This window comes from Nocardiopsis sp. KDC1DS13DA1, assembly GCF_055632325.1.
Map to the genome: position 1 here is coordinate 89115 of NZ_JBVMUY010000003.1, position 19708 is coordinate 108822.

18 protein-coding genes are annotated in these 19708 nt (G+C 73.7%); 7 read left to right on the forward strand and 11 right to left on the reverse strand.

Annotated elements, in window-relative coordinates:
* Positions 1-6: 6 nt before the first annotated feature.
* Both ACTVAJ_RS01370 and ACTVAJ_RS01375 read right to left on the reverse strand, forming a co-directional pair.
* Positions 7-573 carry a DUF1850 domain-containing protein gene (locus ACTVAJ_RS01370; protein WP_470386151.1) on the reverse strand — a complete coding sequence of 189 codons (567 nt, stop codon included), beginning with the start codon at positions 571-573 and terminating at the stop codon, positions 7-9.
* Between the two features lie 9 nt (positions 574-582).
* A complete protein-coding gene (locus ACTVAJ_RS01375) occupies positions 583-1623 on the reverse strand; it encodes a TAXI family TRAP transporter solute-binding subunit (protein WP_470386152.1) in 1041 nt (346 codons plus the stop codon).
* A 253-nt stretch (positions 1624-1876) separates the two neighbouring features.
* Between ACTVAJ_RS01375 and ACTVAJ_RS01380 the strand changes: the two genes are divergently transcribed.
* Positions 1877-2863, forward strand: coding sequence for a TAXI family TRAP transporter solute-binding subunit (locus ACTVAJ_RS01380; RefSeq protein WP_470386153.1), 987 nt, complete (start codon positions 1877-1879; stop codon positions 2861-2863).
* On the opposite strand, the gene ACTVAJ_RS01385 is transcribed toward ACTVAJ_RS01380, so the two are convergent.
* The 3 genes from ACTVAJ_RS01385 to glpD all read right to left on the reverse strand — a co-directional run bounded on the left by ACTVAJ_RS01385 (position 2842) and on the right by glpD (position 7024).
* Positions 2842-4350, reverse strand: coding sequence for a sensor histidine kinase (locus ACTVAJ_RS01385; protein ID WP_470386154.1), 1509 nt, complete (start codon positions 4348-4350; stop codon positions 2842-2844). The genes ACTVAJ_RS01380 and ACTVAJ_RS01385 overlap by 22 nt on opposite strands.
* Positions 4351-4379: 29 nt before the next feature.
* The gene (locus tag ACTVAJ_RS01390; protein ID WP_470386155.1) at positions 4380-5141 is read right to left on the reverse strand and encodes a response regulator transcription factor; all 762 of its coding nucleotides are present in this window, start codon (positions 5139-5141) and stop codon (positions 4380-4382) included.
* Positions 5142-5293: 152 nt separating this feature from the next.
* Positions 5294-7024 carry a glycerol-3-phosphate dehydrogenase gene (glpD, locus tag ACTVAJ_RS01395; RefSeq protein WP_470386156.1) on the reverse strand — a complete coding sequence of 577 codons (1731 nt, stop codon included), beginning with the start codon at positions 7022-7024 and terminating at the stop codon, positions 5294-5296.
* 309 nt (positions 7025-7333) lie between these two features.
* Between glpD and ACTVAJ_RS01400 the strand changes: the two genes are divergently transcribed.
* The 5 genes from ACTVAJ_RS01400 to ACTVAJ_RS01420 all read left to right on the forward strand — a co-directional run bounded on the left by ACTVAJ_RS01400 (position 7334) and on the right by ACTVAJ_RS01420 (position 11142).
* Entirely contained in the window at positions 7334-7555 is a 222-nt protein-coding gene (locus ACTVAJ_RS01400) for a hypothetical protein (RefSeq protein WP_470386157.1), read from the forward strand.
* Between the two features lie 74 nt (positions 7556-7629).
* A complete protein-coding gene (locus ACTVAJ_RS01405; protein ID WP_470386158.1) occupies positions 7630-8196 on the forward strand; it encodes a MauE/DoxX family redox-associated membrane protein in 567 nt (188 codons plus the stop codon).
* Between the two features lie 14 nt (positions 8197-8210).
* Entirely contained in the window at positions 8211-8762 is a 552-nt protein-coding gene (locus tag ACTVAJ_RS01410; RefSeq protein WP_470386159.1) for a TlpA family protein disulfide reductase, read from the forward strand.
* A complete protein-coding gene (locus ACTVAJ_RS01415; RefSeq protein ID WP_470386242.1) occupies positions 8762-10660 on the forward strand; it encodes an ABC transporter ATP-binding protein in 1899 nt (632 codons plus the stop codon). The genes ACTVAJ_RS01410 and ACTVAJ_RS01415 overlap by 1 nt, the downstream gene beginning before the upstream one ends.
* On the forward strand, positions 10657-11142 hold the full coding sequence (locus ACTVAJ_RS01420) for a S26 family signal peptidase (protein WP_470386160.1): 486 nt from the start codon (positions 10657-10659) through the stop codon (positions 11140-11142). Before ACTVAJ_RS01415 ends, ACTVAJ_RS01420 begins: the two co-directional genes overlap by 4 nt.
* A 69-nt stretch (positions 11143-11211) precedes the next feature.
* Here the strand turns inward: ACTVAJ_RS01420 and ACTVAJ_RS01425 are convergent, their stop codons facing one another.
* The 5 genes from ACTVAJ_RS01425 to ACTVAJ_RS01445 all read right to left on the reverse strand — a co-directional run bounded on the left by ACTVAJ_RS01425 (position 11212) and on the right by ACTVAJ_RS01445 (position 16513).
* The gene (locus ACTVAJ_RS01425) at positions 11212-11760 is read right to left on the reverse strand and encodes a hypothetical protein (RefSeq protein ID WP_470386161.1); all 549 of its coding nucleotides are present in this window, start codon (positions 11758-11760) and stop codon (positions 11212-11214) included.
* Positions 11761-11835: 75 nt separating this feature from the next.
* Positions 11836-12717, reverse strand: a complete 882-nt coding sequence (locus tag ACTVAJ_RS01430) for a lytic transglycosylase domain-containing protein (protein WP_470386162.1) — start codon at positions 12715-12717, stop codon at positions 11836-11838.
* A gap of 193 nt (positions 12718-12910) precedes the next feature.
* The gene (locus ACTVAJ_RS01435; RefSeq protein WP_470386243.1) at positions 12911-14017 is read right to left on the reverse strand and encodes a GuaB3 family IMP dehydrogenase-related protein; all 1107 of its coding nucleotides are present in this window, start codon (positions 14015-14017) and stop codon (positions 12911-12913) included.
* Positions 14018-14147: 130 nt separating this feature from the next.
* The gene (locus tag ACTVAJ_RS01440; RefSeq protein WP_470386163.1) at positions 14148-15278 is read right to left on the reverse strand and encodes a Kelch repeat-containing protein; all 1131 of its coding nucleotides are present in this window, start codon (positions 15276-15278) and stop codon (positions 14148-14150) included.
* Positions 15279-15340: 62 nt separating this feature from the next.
* Positions 15341-16513, reverse strand: coding sequence for a trans-sulfuration enzyme family protein (locus tag ACTVAJ_RS01445; RefSeq protein WP_470386164.1), 1173 nt, complete (start codon positions 16511-16513; stop codon positions 15341-15343).
* Between the two features lie 61 nt (positions 16514-16574).
* On the opposite strand from ACTVAJ_RS01445, the gene ACTVAJ_RS01450 reads away from it, so the two are divergent.
* Positions 16575-18041: an aminotransferase-like domain-containing protein gene (locus ACTVAJ_RS01450; RefSeq protein WP_470386165.1), complete on the forward strand. Its 1467-nt coding sequence runs from the start codon at positions 16575-16577 to the stop codon at positions 18039-18041.
* Between the two features lie 96 nt (positions 18042-18137).
* On the opposite strand, the gene guaB is transcribed toward ACTVAJ_RS01450, so the two are convergent.
* Positions 18138-19628 (reverse strand): IMP dehydrogenase, encoded by a 1491-nt coding sequence (gene guaB / locus ACTVAJ_RS01455; protein WP_470386166.1) that lies wholly within the window; start codon positions 19626-19628, stop codon positions 18138-18140.
* Positions 19629-19708: the final 80 nt, after the last annotated feature.

The following is a 19708-nucleotide window of genomic DNA, read 5'->3' on the forward strand; positions in this document are numbered from 1 at the left end:
GGGATGTCAGCACTCGGGCCGCGGAGGGCGGCCGAGCAGCAGTCGGAGCGTGGAGGCCCGCCCGGGGGCGATGACCACGCGGTGCGAGGTCAGGCACGGGGAGAGCCGTACCTCGGTGTCGGCGGTGCGCAGGCGGTGGTCGACCGCCGCGGAGCCGGGGCGCAGCACCAGTTCGGCGCCGACCTCGCGGCCCATGTCCTCGACCACCCACCACTCGCCGTCGGCGTGGGCCTCGCCCACCCCGGCGACCCGGCCCATGCCCGCGCCGTACTGGACGAAGCGGGTGGCCTCGGCGACGATTCGGCCCTCGCTCACGGTGAGGTCCTCCTCGATCGGCAGCCCGTCGATGGAGTGGACGTAGGCGATGGTGAAGGTCTCGCCCTCCGCGAGCGGGACGCTGCCCAGGGGTGTTCCCTCGTCGGTGAGGCGGAGCGCCGGCCAGACGGGGGCCAGCAGTGCGGCGGCCACCGCGGCGAGGGCGAGGGCCGCGCCCCACAGCGCCGCGGCCCGCGGGCGCCGACGGCGGTCGGCGCCCGCGGACGGCCGGTCGGTCGGTTCGGATCGAACGGCCACGGCGACGGCCTAGCCCTCCGTCTGGGCGACGAGCTCCTCGGGCAGCTCGACGCCCTGTTCCTCGTAGAAGCGGGCGGCACCGGGGTGCACCGGGACGGGGCTGTTCAGGATGGTCTCGGGGACCAGGTACTCCTCGGCCGGGGCGTGCGCGGCGAGGAGGGTGTCGACGTTGTCGAACATGGCGGCCGTGATCTGGTAGGCCTGCTCCTCGTTGAAGTCACCGGAGACCACCAGCGAGTTCCACACCGCGACGGTCTCGGTGTCCTCGTCGACGCCCGGGTACGTGCCGCCCGGGATGGTGTGCTCGGTGTAGCTGCTGGTTCCGGCGGTGATGGCCTGGCGCTCGTCCTCGCACATGTTGATGAGGTACACGTCCTCGGTGGTGGCGAGCTCGGTCAGCCCGCCGTGCCCCTGGCCGACCACCCACGAACCGGCGTCGAGCTGGTCGTTGCGCAGCGCGGTGTCGGTCTCGGCGTACCCGAGGTTCTGGATGTCGATGTCGCCCATGGACATCTCCAGGGCCTCGAAGACCGCGGTGGTGGTGGCGTGGTTGCCGCTGCCGGGGGCGCCGACCGAGTAGCGGGTGCCGAGCACGTCGCGGAAGCACTCCAGGCCCTCCTCCTCGGCGGTGGCCTCCAGGGTCACCGTGTGGAAGACGTTGGGGTAGAGCACGGCGAGCGTGTAGGACTCGACCGAGCTTCCCTCGAACTCGGCGGTGCCCTCGAAGGCCTGGCCCGCGGCGTCGCCCTGGACGATGGCGAGGTCGGCGTCACCGTTGCCGATGAGCCGGAGATTCTCCACCGAGGCGCCGGTGGTCTCCGCGGACCCGCTCTGTCCCTCGATGTTCTCCTCGATGACGGTGGCGAGTGCGCCGCCCAGGGGGAAGTACACACCGGTGGAACCGCCGGTGGCGATGCTGAGTTGTTCCCGGACGGCGCCCTGGCCGATCCCCGCCTCCTCCTCGGCGGCCTGGTCGGCGGGCTGGGCGCAGCTCGTCAACAGCAGAACACTGGCGGGCAGGGCGGCCAGGGACGGTACGGCGCGTCGCATGGTCGAGTCCTCTCGGAAGGGCGTTGGGGGGTGTTCGGGGGGTGCGGAGCAGACAGCGCCGGGAGGGACCCTTCGGGGATCGCCCGAGGGTTCGGGGCCGCTTCCGGTGGGAAGCGCTCCACGGAGAAACCTAGCGGGAACCGATCGGTCGCGGACAGTGCCCGCTCCGGGTTTTGAGGCTCACCTGAGGTTCCGTCCGTGTTGCTATCGTCTGACCATGGCGTGGGCGGGATGTCACAATTCGTGGTCGATTATGCGAGCCGGTACGGCGGTCGTGCTCGCCGCTGCGCTCATGACGGCCTCACTTCCGCCACACGAAACTCCGCTACGTCTGACGGTCGGTACCGGCGGTGAGGGCGGGGTCTACTTCGAGTACGGCTCCGGGCTGGCGAGCATCGCGGTCACCGGCCCCGACGACACCGAGATCGTCGCGATCCCCACCGCGGCGAGTGTGGAGAACAACCGGTTGGTGGCCTCCGGGGCCGTGGACGCCGCCTTCACCCTCGCCGACGTGGCGGCGCTGGCCGTCGCCGGAGAGCCCCCGTTCGACGAACCGCTGCCCGTCTCGGCGATCGCGCGCCTGTACGACAACCACACGCACCTGGTCGTGCGGGCCGAGTCGCACCACACGGAGATCGCCGACCTCGCGGGAGGCACCGTGTCCCTGGGCGCGAGCGGCTCCGGTACCGAGATGATGGCCGAGCGGTTGCTGGCGCAGGCGGGTCTGGACCAGATCACCGAGGAGGAACGGGCGTCCGGGGCCGTCGGCGTGGTCCCGACCCGCCTGCCCATCGGTGAGGCCGCACGCGCCCTGGAGGAGGAGCGGGTGGACGCGTTCTTCTGGTCGGGCGGCCTGCCCACCCGGGCCGTCGCCGAGCTCGCCGCACGGACGCCGATCCGCCTGATCGATCTGGCGGAGTTCGTGTCCCCGCTGGTGGAGGAGTACGGCGAGTTCTTCTCGGAGATGCCCGTCCCGGCCGGAACGTACCAGGACGTGCCCGCCGTACGCACGATCGGCGTGCCGAGCCTGCTCGTGGTCAACGACCGGATGCCGGACGACGTGGCCGGCGAGCTGACGCGGCTCCTGTTCGAGTCGCGCCCCGAACTGATCGGGGTCCACCCGGTCGCGCTGCACCTCAACCCGCGTTCGGCGATCGCGACGCTGCCGGTGCCGCTGCATCCGGGAGCGTCCCGGTACTTCCGCTCGATCAAGTACGCCTACGACGCGTCGGGCACCTGACCCGCCGACCCCGGGGATGCGGGCTCCGGCTCCCCGGCATCGGCACCCCCGTTGCGGTCGGCGGTCCCGTCGACCGGGAGGCGGACCCGGGCGTCGATCCCGCAGGGGCGGCGCGGCCGGAGGGTGAGCCGCGCGCCCTGCAGCTCCAACAGCGTGACGACGACCGACAACCCGAGCCCGCTGCCGCCGACCCCGTCGTGTCCGTCCCGCCAGAACGGGCGGACGGCCCTGGCCAACTGCTCCTCGGACAGGCCGGGGCCGTCGTCGACCACGTGCACGTCCACGTGGCCCGCGCCCGCGCCGTCCGGGAACGGGCCCCGCACCCGCACCGAGATCCGCACACCCTGCCCGCCGAACTTCAGAGCGTTGTCGATCAGCGCGTCCAACGTCTGGTCCAGGGTGCCCTCCACGCACCTGACCCGCACCCCGGCCCCGCCCTCCACGACCAGCTCCGCCCCCGCCCGCTCGGCGATGGGCGACCACGCCGCCACCCGGTCCTCGGCGACCGCGAAGACGTCCTCCCAGACCGTCGAGTGCTCGGCGTCCTCGGTCCTGGCCAGGGTGAGCAGGCTGTCGCACACCCGGGCCAGCCGGTCCACCTCGTCCAGGGCCAGCCGGTGGCCCTGGCGCCCCTCCGCGGGCAGGTGCCGGGCCAGGGAGTCCACCCGCAGCCGCAGCGCGGCGAGCGGATTGCGCACCTGGTGCCCGGCGTAGGCCACGAACATGCGCTGCCGCTCGATCATCACCGTGACGGTGTCGGCCATCTGGTTGAAGGACTCCGCCAACCTGCGCAGCTCGGGCGGGCCGGCCACCGTCCGCACCCGGGTGTCCAGGCTGCCCTCGCTCACCGCCCGGGTCGCCTCGTCCAGGTCGTCGATGGGGCGCACCACCCAGCGGGTGAGCGGACCGGCGGCGGCGATGCCCGCGACCATCAGCACGGCGACCGCCGACAGGGCCTCCCCCCACAGGACGAGCGTCGTCCGGCGCAGCGCACCGGTCGGCGAGGCGGTCACCGCCGTTCCGACGACCTCGCCCGCGCCGCCGATCGGTTCGGCGACGATCAGCGGTTCCTCCTGCCAGGGCCAGACGACGGTGTCGGCGCCCATGCGGTTGCCCGCCAGTGCGGCGCGCACCTCCGGCGGGAACGCGCCCCCGCCCCCGCCCCCGCCCCCGTCCCCGGCGGAGTCGAGGTCGGAGAGCGCGAGGCCCTCCCGGGAGGCGGCGACGACCGCGCCGTCCCGGTCGACGACGATCGCCCTGATCCCGTACAGCCGGTCGTAGGCGGCCAGCTCGCCGCCCAGGCTCCCGGTCGACCCCGTGATCACGGCGGGCTCGGCCAGACCGGCGAAACGCGCGGTGTCGTTGATCCGGTCGAGAAGCATGGCGGAGGTCCCGCGCGCGGCGATGCTCCCGCACAGCGGCAGGGCCAGTCCCAGGCATCCGGCGACCAGCAAAGTGACGTACACGATCGCGACGCGGCGGCGCACGGGTCACGCCCCCGGCGGGCGGGGCGGGTTCACGGACGCGCGGTCGGCGCGGCCGCGGACACGGCCGCGGAGGGTTCGGCCGCCGCCCCGCGGGCCGGCGGCGCGGGGTGGTCGGCCTCCACGGGCCGCGCGTCCGGGACCAGGCGGTACCCGACACCGCGCACGGTCTCGATCATGCCGGGAACACCGAGCTTGGAGCGCAGGGTCCCCACGTGGACCTCCAGGGTGCGCCGGGTTCCCTGCCAGGCCGTCTGCCACACCCGCAGCAGCAGCTGCTCCCGGGGCACGACCGTTCCCGCCTCCCGGACGAGGACGGTGAGCAGGTCGAACTCCTTGCGGGTCAGGTCGAGCGGGACTCCGGCGCACACGGCGGTGCGCCTGGCCGGGTCGACGGTCACCGCTCCCGCGGTGAGGGCGGACCCGGCCCGGCGGTTCGTGCGCCGCAGTACCGCCTCCATCCGGGCGCACAGCTCCTCCAGGGCCAGGGGTTTGACCACGTAGTCGTCGGCGCCGGAGCGCAGGCCGCGGACCCGATCGTGGCGGTCCCCCCTGGCGGTGACCATGATGACGGCGGTCTCGCCGCCGTCGGGGCGCCCGCGCAGACGGCGGCAGAGCTCGACGCCGTCCATGTCGGGCAGGCCGAGGTCCAGCAGGACGACGTCGACGGGCGGCGCGGCGAGCGCGGCCTCGGCGGTGCGTGCCTGCTCGACCGCGTATCCGTGGCCCTCCAGGGCGCCGGCCAGGGCGTCGGCGAGGCGGACGTCGTCCTCGACGAGGAGCACCGTGATCATGAGGGTCCTTCGCGGGGTGGTCGGGGGACGGGACGCGTGCGCCGGACACGTGCCCGTAACGCACACTAGCGCCAACCGTGTGCTCCATACCACACCGAAGACGGCGGCGGCCCCCGGGAACCGCCGCCGCGGACGTCCTCGGCCGACCGGGGTCAGGCCCCGCCGGACCTCCCGGCCCCGGCCTCCGGGACGATCTCCGGCGCCCCGTGCTGGATGGCGTCGGCCTCCTGGTCGGTGTCCTTCTCCTGGGCCGCGCGCTCGGCCTCGATCCCCTTGCGGTAGTACTCGACCTCGCGCTTGACCTGCTCCTCGTTCCATCCCAGGGGCTCGGCGAGCAGCTCCGCGGCCTCCTCGGCGGCGGCGATCCCCCGGTCCCAGGTCTCGAAGGAGATCCTGGTGCGGCGGTACAGGACGTCCTCCAGGTGGCGGGCGCCCTCGGCGACGGCCGCGTAGCGGATCTCCGCGCGCAGGTAGTCCTCGGCCCCGGTGAGCGGCCGGCCGAGTTCGGGACGGTCCCGGACCATCGTCAGCAGGTCGTGGACGGCGGATCCGTAGCGGCGCAGCAGGTGGGTGACGCGGGAGACGTGCAGCCCCGAGTTCCGGGCGAGCACGTGGCGCTGGTTGTACAGGGCCGCGTACCCGTCCGCGCCGACCAGCGGCAGGCGGTCGGTCACCGAGGCCGGTACCCCGCCGCCGAGCCCGTGCGCGACGGCGTCCACCGCGTCCTTGGCCATCACCCGGTAGGTGGTGTACTTGCCGCCCGCGATGAGGACCAGGCCGGGCACCGGGTGGGCGACCGTGTGCTCGCGGGACAGCTTGGAACTCTCCTCGGACTCCCCGGACAGCAGCGGGCGCAGCCCCGCGTAGACCCCCTCGACGTCGTCCCTGCCCAGCGGCGTGCGCAGTACCTGGTTGACGTGGTCGAGGACGTAGTCGATGTCGGTGCGGCTGGCCGCCGGGTTCTCCTTGTCCAGGTCCCAGTCGGTGTCGGTGGTGCCGATGATCCAGTGCCGCCCCCACGGGATGACGAACAGGACGCTCTTCTCGGTGCGCAGGATCATCCCCGAGGAGGCCTGGACGCGGTCGCGCGGCACGACCAGGTGCACGCCCTTGGAGGCGCGGACGTGGATCTGGCCCCGGCCGCCGACCATCTCCTGGATGTCGTCGGTCCACACCCCGGTGGCGTTGACCACCTGTCGGGCGCGGACGCGGACCTCCTCCCCCGTCTCCAGGTCGGCCGCACGGGCACCGACCACGTGCTCCCCCTCCCGCAGGAAGCCGACCGCCTGGACGCGCGAGGCGATCCGCGCGCCGAGTCCGGCCGCGGTGCGCAGCACGGCGGTGACCAGGCGGGCGTCGTCGACCTGGGCGTCCCAGTACTGGACGGCCCCGGCCAGGGCGTCCCTTTTGAGCGCGGGGAAGATCCGCAGCGCGCCGGATCTGGTCAGGTGCCGGTGCGCGGGCAGTTTCCGACTGTTTCCCGACGTCAGGGCGAGAGCGTCATAAAGGGTGACTCCGGCGCCGATGTAGAACCTCTCCCAGTGATGGGAGAAAGGGAAGAGAAAGGGAACCGGGCGGACCAGGTGCGGTGCGATCGTCGTGAGCAGGAGTCCGCGTTCGACGAGCGCCTCACGGACCAGTTCGAAGTCCAACTGCTCCAGGTAGCGGAGTCCGCCGTGGATGAGCTTGCTGGATCTGCTGGAGGTTCCGGAGGCGAAGTCACGCGCCTCGATCAGCCCGGTGGACAGTCCGCGCGACACCGCGTCCAGCGCGATGCCCGCACCGACGATGCCCCCTCCGACGACGAGGACGTCGAGTTCCTCGTCGGCCATGGACGCCAGCGCCTCGGCGCGCGCGTCAGGTCCCAACCACGTGGTCGCCATCCGTCGTCCTCCGTCTCGATGGTTCTCCTCCCAGGCAGATACCCGGCGGGAGCCCCTGTCCATCGGACCGCCCAGGAGTTCCAGGTTAATCGGGCGCACCCCGGCCATCCGCGTATTCGCACTTCACGGCATGTCGCGTAGGAAATCACTGTGGGGAGAAAGTGAACAGAGTGGTTTCCAGGGAAACTGTTTTCTTCCAAAGCTCAAATCTTGCTCAACCCGTCCGCGGACGTATTCGAAAAACACACCCGCGCCCCTAGTGTGACACCACTCCCACACAGGAGTGATCCACGACACAAGGAGATGCGCATGATGACGGCGACCCCCCTCGCCCGCCTCGGCGACCGGATCCTGGAGCGCCTCGCCCCCAAGGCCACCGCCAAGGCCGACCAGTTCGAGTGCAGCTACACCGAGTCCCGGTGCTACTTCCCGTACTGCGGCGGTAGCTCCTTCCGCCTGAGCAAGCAGCTCAAGTACCAGTGCAGTGACGGCAGCTACCGCTGGGACAGCGGCTTCGGCTGCTGTTACTGACCCTCCCTCCGGCGGCGGCCCGTCCTGGCCGGGCCGCCGCCGGCCCCGCCCCCCACCCGTGAGGCACAGGTTCCTTGCTCTCGCTCACCGCCCTCCTCCTGCAACTGACCGTCGCCGGGGTGTTCCTCGCCTCCGGGCTCGCCAAGGTCCGCGGCGGGGGCAACGAGGAGACGTGGTCGGTCCTGGCCGCGCGTCTTCCCGTGGTCCGCCTCCCGGTCCGGGCCGCCTCCGCGGCGCACACCGCGGCCGAGCTGGTGGTCGGGCTCGCCCTGCTCGCGGGTTCCTGGGCACGGGTGCCCGCGCTCGCGGCGGCCACCGCCTTGTTCGCCGCGTTCACCCTGCTGGCCCTGTACTCCGCACGTGCCGACGACGCCGTCCCCTGCTCCTGTTTCGGCACCTCCCGCTCGACCCTGGGCTGGCCGCACGTGTGGCGCAACCTCGCCCTGACATGCGTGGCCGCGGCCGGTCTGGCCTGCGCCCTGGCCGCCGGTCCGGCGCTGCCCTCCTCGGTGGGGGCGATCGGCCTGGCCGTCGGCGCCGCCGTCGCGGTCACGGCCGTGACCTTCTACTTCGACGACCTCGTCGACCTCTTCGGCTCCAGCGCGGGCGGACGGCCGGCCGCGCGGCTCCCCCGTCCGTGAGTTTGGAGAACACCGTGGGAATCCTCATCGCGGCGGTCGTGCTGCTGACCGCCCTGACGCTGTTCAACCTCCTGCTGACCATGGCGCTCGTCCGACGCCTGCGGCAGCTGGAGACACCGGCCCGGAGCGACATGTCACCCCCCTCACCGGACCTGGACGACGTCCCCGCCGGGACGCCGGTCCCGGAGTTCACCGCGCACAGCACCGGCGGGGCCGCCCTCTCCTCCGCCGACCGGCGCGGGGACACGGCCCTGTACGCGTTCTTCGACACCGCGTGCGGCACGTGCAAGAAGCAGCTCCGGCCGCTGGTGGACTACGCCCGCCGCACGGGTCTGTCCCCTGACCAGGTGATCGCCTTCATCGGCGACCCCCTCGGCGAGGCCGAGTCGTACACCTCCGTGTTGGACGGGCACGTGACCGTGGTCATGCAGGCCGTCCACGACCAGGTCGGCGAGGCGTTCTCGCTCACCGGGATCCCGGCCTTCGTCCTGGCGGACGCCCGGGGCGTGGTGGTCCGCTCCGGGGTGACGGTCGAGAGTCTCGACACCGCTCCCGTGGGCGTGTGATGGGCCCCTCCCCCGCCGAAGGGCCGGCCGGAGGACGCCTGGGCCCGCGCGCCGCGTGCTCGCGGGCCCTGCGCTCGGTGGAGATCGCGTGGCGTGCCGCGCCCTGGTCACTGGCCGCCCACGGTGTGCTGACCGTGGTCACCGGACTGCTCCCCGCGGCCGCCGCCCTGCTCACCAAGTGGCTGTTGGACACCCTCCAGTTCGGCGGCCCCGCCCCCGGTGTCCCCGGTCTCCTGGCGGGCGCGCCGATCCTCCTCGTCGCCCTGCTGGGCGTGTGCACCCTCGTCAGCGCCCTGGCGGACCACGTGTCCACCTACCTGGGCTCCAGGGTCCGACGGGGGGTGGCCCTGCTGGTGGAACAGCGGCTGTACGGGGCGGTCAACCGGATCGACGGGCTGCGCCGCTTCGAGGACCCCGCGTTCCTGGACCGGCTGCGTCTGGCGCAGACCTCGGCGTCCACCGCCCCCGAGGAGATCATCGGTGCCCTGTTCGGGACGGTGACCACCTCGTTGATGATCACCAGCTTCCTCGGGATCCTGCTGACCGTCAGTCCCGTCGTCACCGCGATCACCGTGCTTGCGGTCCTCCCCTCCCTGGTCGTCCAGCTCGCGCTGAACCGCCGGCGGGCGGGGATGATGTGGCGGATGAGTCCGCGCCTGCGACGTCAGGTGTTCTACCGGGCGCTCATGCTCAACGTCGCGGCGATCAAGGAGGCCCGCCTGTTCGGGGCCGGGGACTTCCTGCTCGGCCGGATGAGGGAGGAGACCCTCCAGGTCAACCGGGCCGAGGAGCGGGTGGACCGCACAGTGGTGGCCACCCACGCCCCGCTGGCCCTGCTGGGCGCGCTGGTCTCCGCCGGGGGACTGGTCTGGATGGTGGCCGCGGCGGTGCGGGGCGAGTTCACGATCGGCGACGTGTCCGCCTTCGTCGCCGCGGTTGCGGGGGTGCAGGGAGCCCTGGTCGGCATGGTCGAGACCCTCTCCCGCGCGTACCAGTCCCTGCTGTTGATGGGCCACTACGACGACGTGGTCGCCACCCCCACGGACCTGCCCGCCCCCCTCGACCCCGTCGCCGTGGAGCCGCTGCGCGGGGAGGTCCGGCTGGAGGACGTGTGGTTCCGCTACACCGACGACGGCCCCTGGGTGCTCAGGGGGGTCTGCCTCACCGTTCCGGCCGGCGGGTCACTGGCGCTGGTGGGGCTCAACGGCGCGGGCAAGAGCACCCTCGTCAAGCTGCTGTGCCGGATGTACGACCCCACCCGGGGCCGGGTGCTGTGGGACGGCGTGGACCTGCGGCGGATGGACGTCGCCGAACTGCGCGCGCGCATGAGCGCGGTGTTCCAGGACTTCATGTCCTACGACCTGCCCGTGCGGGAGAACATCGCCCTGGGCGCCCCGGAGGCCGCCGACGACGGCTCCAGGGTCCGCGCCGCGGCGCGTGCCGCGGGCGCGGACGCCTTCGTCGAGGGCCTGCCGCACGGATACGACACGATGCTCTCCCGGGTGTTCTACCAGGAGCAGGACGACGAGGAGTCCGGCGTCACCCTCTCCGGAGGGCAGTGGCAGCGGTTGGCGATCGCGCGGTCGCTCATGCGCGAGGGACGGGACCTGCTGATCGTGGACGAGCCGACCTCCGGCCTGGACCCGCAGGCCGAGCGGGAGGTCCAGGACCGGCTGCGGACCCTGCGCCGCGGAACGGCGACCGTCATGGTCTCCCACCGGTTGGGATCGGTACGCGAGGCGGATCGGATCGCGGTGCTCCAGGACGGGGCGGTCACCGAGTCCGGGCGGCACCGGGACCTCATGGAACTGGGCGGTGAGTACGCCCGGCTGTTCACCCTCCAGGCCGAGGGATACACCGAGGGGGAGTCCGGCCCTACGGCGGAGGTGGTCGTGTGAGCGTGCTCGTGTGGGTCCTCACCGGGCTCGCCGCCGTACTCGCCGCGGTGGCCGTCGCGGCGTGGAAGCTCCGCCGCGGCTACGTCGTCGTCACGGTGGACGGGGAGAGCATGGCGCCCGCGTTCTCCCCCCGCGACCGGGTGCTGGTACGGCGGGGCCTGAAGGGGGTGGCCCGAGGCGCCGTGGTGGTCGTGGGGCGGCCCTCCGCCGACACCGGGTGGCGCGGTTCGGCGCCGTTGGGGGCGGACGTGCCCGAGGAGGGGTGGTACATCAAGCGCGTCGCCGCCGAGGCGGGTGACCGCTACCCCGACGAGGTCGGCCTCGACGGGAACGTCCCTCCCGCGCACGTGGCACTGCTCGGCGACAACATCGGGAGCATCGACTCCCGCCACCACGGCCCCTGTCCCGAACACCGGATCCTCGGCGTCGTGGTCCGACGCATGGTCCGCTCCCCGCGCGAGGACGTGCGGGGAGCGGTGTAGGCGTGAGAGCCGTCCGACGCGCCCGCCCCGCGCAGCGCGCACGGCTCCTGGACATCAGCCGGACGCTGGTCACGCACCTGGAACGGGGCCGACCGGGACCGTCCCCTCCGCGGCTTGCGTCCCGAGCGCCTCCAGGCGGCGGATCATCCGGTAGACGACGAGCAGCGGGATGATCCCGAACACCCCGAAGGACATGTCGATCAGCTGCCAGAAGAACGGGATCCCCCGGATCGGCCCGCAGACCAGCGCCAGCGGCACCACCATGGCACAGGCGACCATGCCGAACTGGACCACCCACACGTTGCGCACCGGGTCGCGGAGCGGGCCGTAGAAGGCCACCGCGATCACCAGGTGCGCGAAGGCCAGCCAGTCGGTCCCGTAGAGCACGAACGGGTACTCGCCCTCGACGGTGTCCAGCCCCTCGCGGACCCGGGCCACCCAGTCGGCCAACCCCGGGAAGGCCTCCGCGACCGGGGCGAACGGCCCCCGGAGGAGCGATTCGAGCAGGCGCACCTCGGCGGGCAGGGGGAAGGCCGTCACCCCGCTGACCACCAGGCCCACGATGAAGAGAACCATCCAGATCCGGATGCGGCGCAGCAGAACCGTACGTGTGTCCACGCCCCGGACTCTAGACCCGCCCCCGCGGGCCGCCCCGGCGGCCCCGGGCAACGGGGCAGCGGGACCCGGGGGCGGTCAGGACGCGTCGGCGTAGGCGTGCGCGTAGGCCAGCACGTCGTCGACGTACTGCCTGGAGCGGTTGTACTCCAGGATCGCGCCCTCCCAGTCCGCCGCCGCCGTCAGGTCGCGGCCCTGCGCGCACAGGTAGCGCGCGGCGGACAGCGCGGCGTCGTCGATGTTGTGCGGGTCGGGCCTGCCGCCCTCCAGCGCCGTCCCCCACAGGTCCCAGGTGCCGGGGATGAACTGCATCGGGCCGACCGCGCGGTCCCACCGCTCGTCCCCGTCCAGTTCACCGCCGTCGGTGTCCGCGATCGCCCGGGTGTCGTTGTCGCCGTTGAGCGGGATGCCGACGACGTCCACGGTGGTGGTGCCGTCCGGGCCGATCTCGCCCCCCGCGTACGTGCCGTGGCGCGACTCGACGTACCCGATCCCCGCCAGCGTCGGCCACGACAGCTGACACGACGGCTGCCGCTCGGCCATCGCGAGCTGGGCGCTGGCGTACCCCTCCAACGCGCGGCGCGGGATCTGCGTGGCCTCCGACACCTCGTCGAGCCACGCCGCCGTGGGACGGCGCGCCCCAGCCTCGGGGCTCTGCTGCTCGTCCGCGCCCGGCGCCGCGTCCTGCGCGCCGTCCGGCCCGGCCGCCGACCCCTCCGGCGTCCCGTCCTCGGTGATCACGTCCGCCCGCGCGGGCGGCCCGGTCAGGTCCGCGACGGGCGGTGTCTGGATGCTGCCGTCGGCGAGGTCCGCGGGGCCCTCCCACCCGTCCATCGCCGTCGAGATCCGGCCGACCGCGTAGACGATGCCGCCCGTCAGCAGCAGGCACACGGCGAGGGCCGCGCAGACGGCGGCGAGGGGGCCGTTCCACCGGGCACCACGGCGTTCGCGGCGAGCCATGCGGTCCTCCAGGGTCAGGTCAACGTCGGGTCATACGACGCCAAAATCCGGACCATGGTCGCATACGGCCGCCGTCCCGTCACGGGGGGCGTGCGCGGAGGGGGCACCGCACGGCGGCTCCCGGGTGGCGACAGGACGGCGGGGGCGGCCCGCCCACTGGCGGACCGCCCCCGGAAGAAGCCCTCGTGACCGGTCAGCGGTGCGGGTTCACCACGACCTCGACCCGCTGGAACTCCTTGAGGTCGGTGTACCCGGCGGTGGCCATCGTGCGGCGCAGCGCCCCCATGAGGTTCATGGAGCCGTCGCTCGTGGAGGCCGGGCCGTGCAGGATCGAGCGCAGGTCGCCGATCGTGCCGACCTTGAGCCGCTCGCCGCGCGGCAGCTCCTCGTGGTGCGCCTCACTGCCCCAGTGGTAGCCGCCGCCGGGGGCCTCGGCCGCGCGCGCCAGCGGGGAGCCGACCATGACGGCGTCCGCTCCGCAGGCCAGGGCCTTGGCGATGTCACCGCTGCCGGTCATGCCGCCGTCCGCGATGACGTGCACGTACCGGCCGCCGGACTCGTCGAGGTAGTCGCGGCGGGCGGCGGCCACGTCGCCGACGGCGCTGGCCATCGGGACCGCCACGCCCAGGACGGAGCGGGTGGTGTGCCCGGAACCGCCGCCGAAGCCGACCAGGACGCCGGCCGCACCGGTCCGCATCAGGTGCAGGGCGGCGGTGTAGGTGGCGCAGCCGCCGACCACGACCGGCACGTCGAGGTCGTAGATGAACTGCTTGAGGTTGAGCGGCTCGGCGCGGCCGGAGACGTGCTCGGCGGAGACCGTGGTGCCGCGGATGACGAAGAGGTCGACCCCGGCGTCGACGACCGCCTTGTGGTACTGGGCGGTGCGCTGCGGCGACAGGCGCGCGGCGGTGACCACGCCCGCGTCCCGGATCTCCTCGATCCGGCGGCCGATCAGCTCCTCGCGGATCGGTGCGGCGTAGATCTCCTGGAGGCGCCGGGTAGCGGCGACGTCGTCCAGCTCGCGGATCTCCTCAAGGAGCGGCTCGGGGTCCTCGTAGCGGGTCCACAGACCCTCCAGGTCCAGAACGCCGAGCCCGCCCAGCCGACCGATGGCCACGACGGTCTTGGGGGAGGCGACACTGTCCATGGGGCTGACCATCAGCGGCGTCTCGAACCGGTAGGCGTCGATCTGCCACGCGATGGACACCTCCTCGGGGTCACGCGTGCGCCGGGCGGGCACGATCCCGATCTCGTCGAGCTCGTAGGCTCGGCGCCCGTTCTTCCCCAGCCCGATCTCCACCTGAGCCAACGCTTGATCCCCCTCGGATGTGCTGCGCCGGATCCTGGACCGGCGCGTTTACTGCCGCGGAGAGTCTATCCGCCCCCGGGGCGCCCTTCCGCGCCCCCACCACCGTGACCCGGTGCCGCCGTCAGACGCGGACGCCGACACCGACACCGGTGGATCCGCAGCCCAGCCCGCCCCAGCCCAGCAGCGCGTCCTCGGCGACGGGGACGAGGGGGCCGCAGTAGTCGGCCAGCTCCCCGGCCTGCGTCCGGTGTGTCCGTCCGTCGTCGGTGTCCCACAGGCTGAACTCGCCGGGCGCCGTCGCGAGCAGCGTCGACCCGCCCAGAGCGGCCATGTCCCCCGACAGCAGGAGGGCGGTTCGCACCGAGACGGCGGGACGGAAGGCGGCGTGGTCGGCCTCGTCCACCGGCTCCGCCCGCCCGTCGGCGCCGACCTCGTACAGTCCCACGGTCTGGCCGCCCCGCAGCGCGAGCAGGGCCGTGCCGTCCGGGCCGGCCGCCAGCCCGACCTCGGCGGCCGTCCCTCCGGCCTCGGGGACCACCCGGACCGCGGCGGCCCCGTCCCCCACGCGGAACGTCGCGGTGAAGACCTCCCGCCCCGTGCTCCCGACCGCCACCACGGTGTCGCCGACCACCGCCAGGTCGTGGACCGTGGCGCCCGGTGCGCCGTCGGAGGGCAGGGTGACGGTGCTCCAGGCGTCCTCCGCCAGCGAGTACACGAGGAACTCCTGCCCTGTCGGCCCCCGTCCGCCGTCACCGCCGCCGAACACCACGTGCTCGCCGACGACCACGCCCCGGGCCAGGGAGCGGGCCTCCGGCGCGTCCGCGATCGGCTCCCAGGAGTCGCTTCCCGGGTCGTAGAGGGCGCCGTCCCGGGCCAGGTGCGCGTCCCCGTCCCCGGCGTGGGTCGGTGTGAACCCGCCCCAGACCAGCATCCGGTCACCCGCCATGACGGTGGTGTGCCGGGTTCTCGGCTCCAGGCCGACGTCGGCCAGGGCCCGCCAGGATCCGGTCTCCGGGGAGTAGGCGGCGCCGTCGGCGAACGAGTCGTGCTGCCCCCGCGCGTGCCCGCCCCAGACCAGCAGCTCCTCCCCCGACCACACCAGGCCGTGGTCCTCCCGGGGGGCCAGGGGCGCCGACGGCAGCCCGTCCACCGTCACCGCCACGTCCCACGGCTCCGCCCCGGCGGCGGCGCAGGAGGCCACCGCCGGCAGGAGGACCAGTATCGGGACGACCGCCCCGGGCACACGTCTCATCCGAACACCGCTTCCGTACGCGTCGGGCGCCGTGCCGCGCCCACCGGGGCGGAGTGTAGGGGCTAGGCCAGTGCCTGTTCCAGGTCGGCCCACAGGTCCTCGACGTCCTCGATCCCCACGCTGAGCCGGATCAGCCCCTCGGAGATGCCCGCCCGGGCCAGGCCCCGGGCGTCGAGCATCCGGTGCGACGTGGTCGCGGGGTGCATGACCAGCGTGCGCACGTCTCCCAGCGACGGCGCGAGCACCGCGAGCCGCACCCGTTCGGCGAAGGAGCGCCCGGCCGCCAGGCCGCCCGCCAGCTCGAAGGCGAGCACCCCGCCGAAGCCCCCGTCGAGGAGCCTGCGGGCGGTCGCGTGGCCCGGGTGGTCGGGCAGGCCCGCGTAGTGGACCCGGGTGACCTCCGGGTGCCGCTCCAGGCGCCGCGCCAGCTCCTCCGCGTTGGCGCAGTGCCGCCGCATCCGCACGCCGAGCGTGCTCAGTCCCCGGTTGATCAGCCACGCCGCGAACGGTTCCATGACGGCGCCGAACTCGTTGGTGCGCTCCCGGACCCGGGTCAGCGTCCCGGTGTCGGCGAACACCGCGACGCCGCCGATCGTGTCGGAGTGGCCGCCCATGTACTTGGTGGCGGAGTGCACGACGATGTCGGCGCCGTGCTCGATCGGACGGCACAGCAGCGGCGTCGCGAAGGTGTTGTCCACGATCACCGTCGCCCCGTGCCGGCGGGCGAGCGCGGTCAGCGCGGGCAGGTCGGCCACCTGGCCGGTCGGGTTGGCGATCGTCTCCAGCAGCAGCACCCGGGTGTCCGGGCGCAGCGCCGCGCCCACCGCCGCGTGGTCGGCCGCGTCCACCCTCGTGACCTGGACGCCCCAGCGCTCCTCCAGTGAGGTCAGCAGGGCCTGCGTCCCCCCGTACACCCGGTCCTGGGCGACCACGTGGCCGCCCGTGCCGAGCAGCGCCCACAGGGTGGCGGTGATCGCGCCCATCCCCGAACCGGAGGCGATGGCGCCCGCCCCGCCCTCCAGGTCGGCGACGGCGTCCTCCAACGCGGCCACCGTCGGGTTCCCGTAGCGGGCGTAGAGGAAGGGGGCGCCCGCCCCCTGGAACGACGCGGCCATGCTCTCGGTGTCGGGGAAGGCGAAGGTGTGCGCCTGGTAGATGGGCACGCCCAGCGGCGTGCTGCCCCCGACGGCGGGTGCGGGCTGGTGGACGGTCCTGGTCTCGGCGTGGTGTGTCATGCCCACCAGCCTTCCGGGGACGCCGTGCCCGCGGCAGAGCCAATCCGGGACAATTGGCCGTATGAGCGAGCCAATCACCGCCGACGACCTCACCCTCCTGCTCGGCCGGTGGGCGGCCGGGCGCGGCCCGCTGTACCGGTCGCTGGCGGACCGGCTGCGCGGTCTGGTCGAGGAGGGCGCCCTCCCGGACGGGACGTGGCTGCCCGCCGAACGCCGCCTGGCGGTCCGGCTCAACGTCGGCCGCGGCACCGTGGTCGCCGCCTACGACCTGCTGCGCGACGAGGGACTCCTGACCCGCCGCAGGGGCAGCGGCACCCGGGTGGCGCACGGCCCCGGACCCGCCCCGTCCGCCGGGGGCGCCGGCCCCAACGAGGGCTCGGCGTTCCTCAGCCTGTTCGAGCCGCCCGCCGCCTCCCTGGTCATGACCTGCGCTGCCCCCGACTCCCCGCCCCCGGAGCTGCTCGCCGCCTACCGGGAGGCGGTGGAACGGCTGGCCGGGTTCGCCGACGACATCGGCTACCACCCCACCGGCCACCCGGAGCTGCGCGCCGCCGTGGCCGACCGGTTCACCCGCCGCGGCCTGCCCACCGGGCCCGACGACATCCTGGTCACCAACGGCGCCCAGCAGGCGCTGGACCTGCTGGTGCGCTGCCGCGTCGCGCCCGGGGACACCGTGCTCACGGAGCGGCCGACCTATCCGGGGGCGCTGGCCCTGTTCGCCGAGGCCGGGGCGCGGCTGCGGCCGGTCGGCGTGGGTCCGGGCGGCGTGGACACCGAGGACCTGCTGGAGGGCATGGCCGACCGCCCCGCGCTCACCTACCTCGTCCCGTCCTTCCACAACCCGACGGGCACGCTGATGGACGCGATGGACCGGCGGCGGGTCGCCGCCGCCGCGGCTGAGCACGGGCTGCTCGTCGTCGACGACGAGACGCTGGCGGACCTGGGCTTCGCCGCCGGTCCCCCGCCGCCCCTGGCGGCCCTGCCCGGCGGGGAGCAGGTCGTCACGGTCGGGTCCCTGAGCAAACTGGCCTGGGGCGGGCTGCGCGTGGGCTGGATCCGCGCCCGGCCCCCGGTGATGGAGCGGCTCCGCCGCGCCAAGACCCTGGCCGACGTGGGCGGCGACGTCGCCTCGCAGTTGGCCGCGGCGGCGCTGCTGCGCGACGCGGAGCCGCTCATCGCGCGGCGGAGGGCCGAACTCCGCGACCGCCACGCGCGGCTGACCGGTGAGATCGACCGGCACCTGCCGGGCTGGCGGTACCTGCCCGCGGTCGGCGGCCAGACCCTGTGGACCCGGATGCCGCACGGCGACTCGGCGTCGTTCGCGCAGGTGGCGCTCCGGCACGGGGTCGCGCTGCTCCCGGGCGCCACGCTCTCGCCCGGCGACGAACCCTCGTCGTGGCTCCGGCTGCCGTTCCTCGCCCCCGGGCCCACGCTCTCCGTCGCGGTCCGGCGGATCGCCGCCGCCTGGGCGCACTACGACGCCTCCGGAGGGCCTGAGGTCGCGGCGCGCGGGGTGATGGCCGTGTGAGCCGGGGCCGGTCGGCGGCCGGGGCGCGGGCCGGGAACCGCCCCGGACACGGCGGCGCCCGGCGACACGTGTCGCCGGGCGCGGGGGTCGTTGGGGTCAGCGCGCGTTGTAGTTGGGCGCCTCGACGGTCATCTTGATGTCGTGCGGGTGGCTCTCCCGCAGACCGGCGCTGGTGATGCGCATCAGCTGGCCGCGCTCGCGCAGTTCGGCGACGGTCCGGCTGCCCGCGTACCACATGGACTGGTGCAGACCGCCGACGAGCTGGTGCGCGACCGCCTGGAGCGGGCCGCGGAAGGGCACCTGGCCCTCGATGCCCTCGGGGATGAGCTTGTCCTCGGCGGCGACCTCGGCCTGCGCGTAGCGGTCCTTGGAGAAGGAGCGCCCGCGCATGGCGCCCAGGGAGCCCATGCCCCGGTAGGCCTTGAACTGCTTGCCGTTGATGAAGATCAGCTCGCCCGGGCTCTCCTCGACACCGGCCAGGAGGCTGCCCAGCATGACCGTGCTGGCCCCGGCCACGATCGCCTTGGCGATCTCGCCGGAGTACTGGAGCCCGCCGTCGGCGATGAGCGGGACGTCGGCCGGACCGCACGCCTGGGCGGCCTCCAGGATGGCGGTGAGCTGCGGTGCGCCCACACCGGCGACCACGCGGGTGGTGCAGATGGAGCCGGGTCCGACACCGACCTTGACGGCGTCGGCGCCCGCGTCCACGAGCAGCTGGGCCCCGGCGCGGGTGGCGACGTTGCCCGCCACGACGTCGGCGCGGGAGTTGGCCTTGAGCTTGGCGACCATGTCGGCCAGGCCCGAGGAGTGGCCGTGCGCGGTGTCGACGACGACGAAGTCGACCCCGGCCTCCACGAGCAGCTTCGCGCGCTCCTCGGCCTCGGCGCCCACGCCGACGGCGCCGCCGACGACGAGGCGGCCGTCGGCGTCCTTGGTGGCGTTGGGGAACTGCTCGCTCTTGATGAAGTCCTTGACGGTGATCAGGCCGCGCAGGCGGTTCCGGCCGTCGACGAGCGGCAGCTTCTCCACCTTGTGCCTGCGCAGGAGGTCGAAGGCCTGCTCACGGGAGACGCCGACGGGGGCGGTGACCAGGTCGCCCGTGGTCATCACGTCGCGGACCAGGCGGGAGCGGTCGCTCTCGAAGCGCATGTCCCGGTTGGTGACGATGCCGACGAGGGAGCCGTCGGGGTCGGTGACCGGGACGCCGGAGATCCGGTAGTGGGCGCACAGGCGCTCGACCTCGGCGAGGGTGTCGTCGGGGTGGCACGTGACCGGGTCGGTGACCATGCCCGCCTCGGAGCGCTTGACCAGGTCGACCTGGCTGGCCTGGTCCTGTGCCGACAGGTTGCGGTGCAGGACTCCGGCGCCGCCCTGACGGGCCATGGCCACGGCCATGCGCGCCTCGGTGACGGTGTCCATCGCGGCCGACAGCAGCGGGATGCTCAGCTCGATGTTGCGGGAGAGCCGGGTGGTGGTGTCCACATCGCCGGGCTGCAGGTCGGAGTAGGCCGGGACCAGGAGCACGTCGTCGTAGGTCAGCCCCGGGGGCAGCAGTTTGTCCCCGTAGCCGCTGTACTCGTCGCTCATGACACAACCTCCGCAATCCCGGCACACCTGCGCGGATTCGCCCCCGCGTGTCACCTCATCCTAGGCCGTGGCCGCGTGCG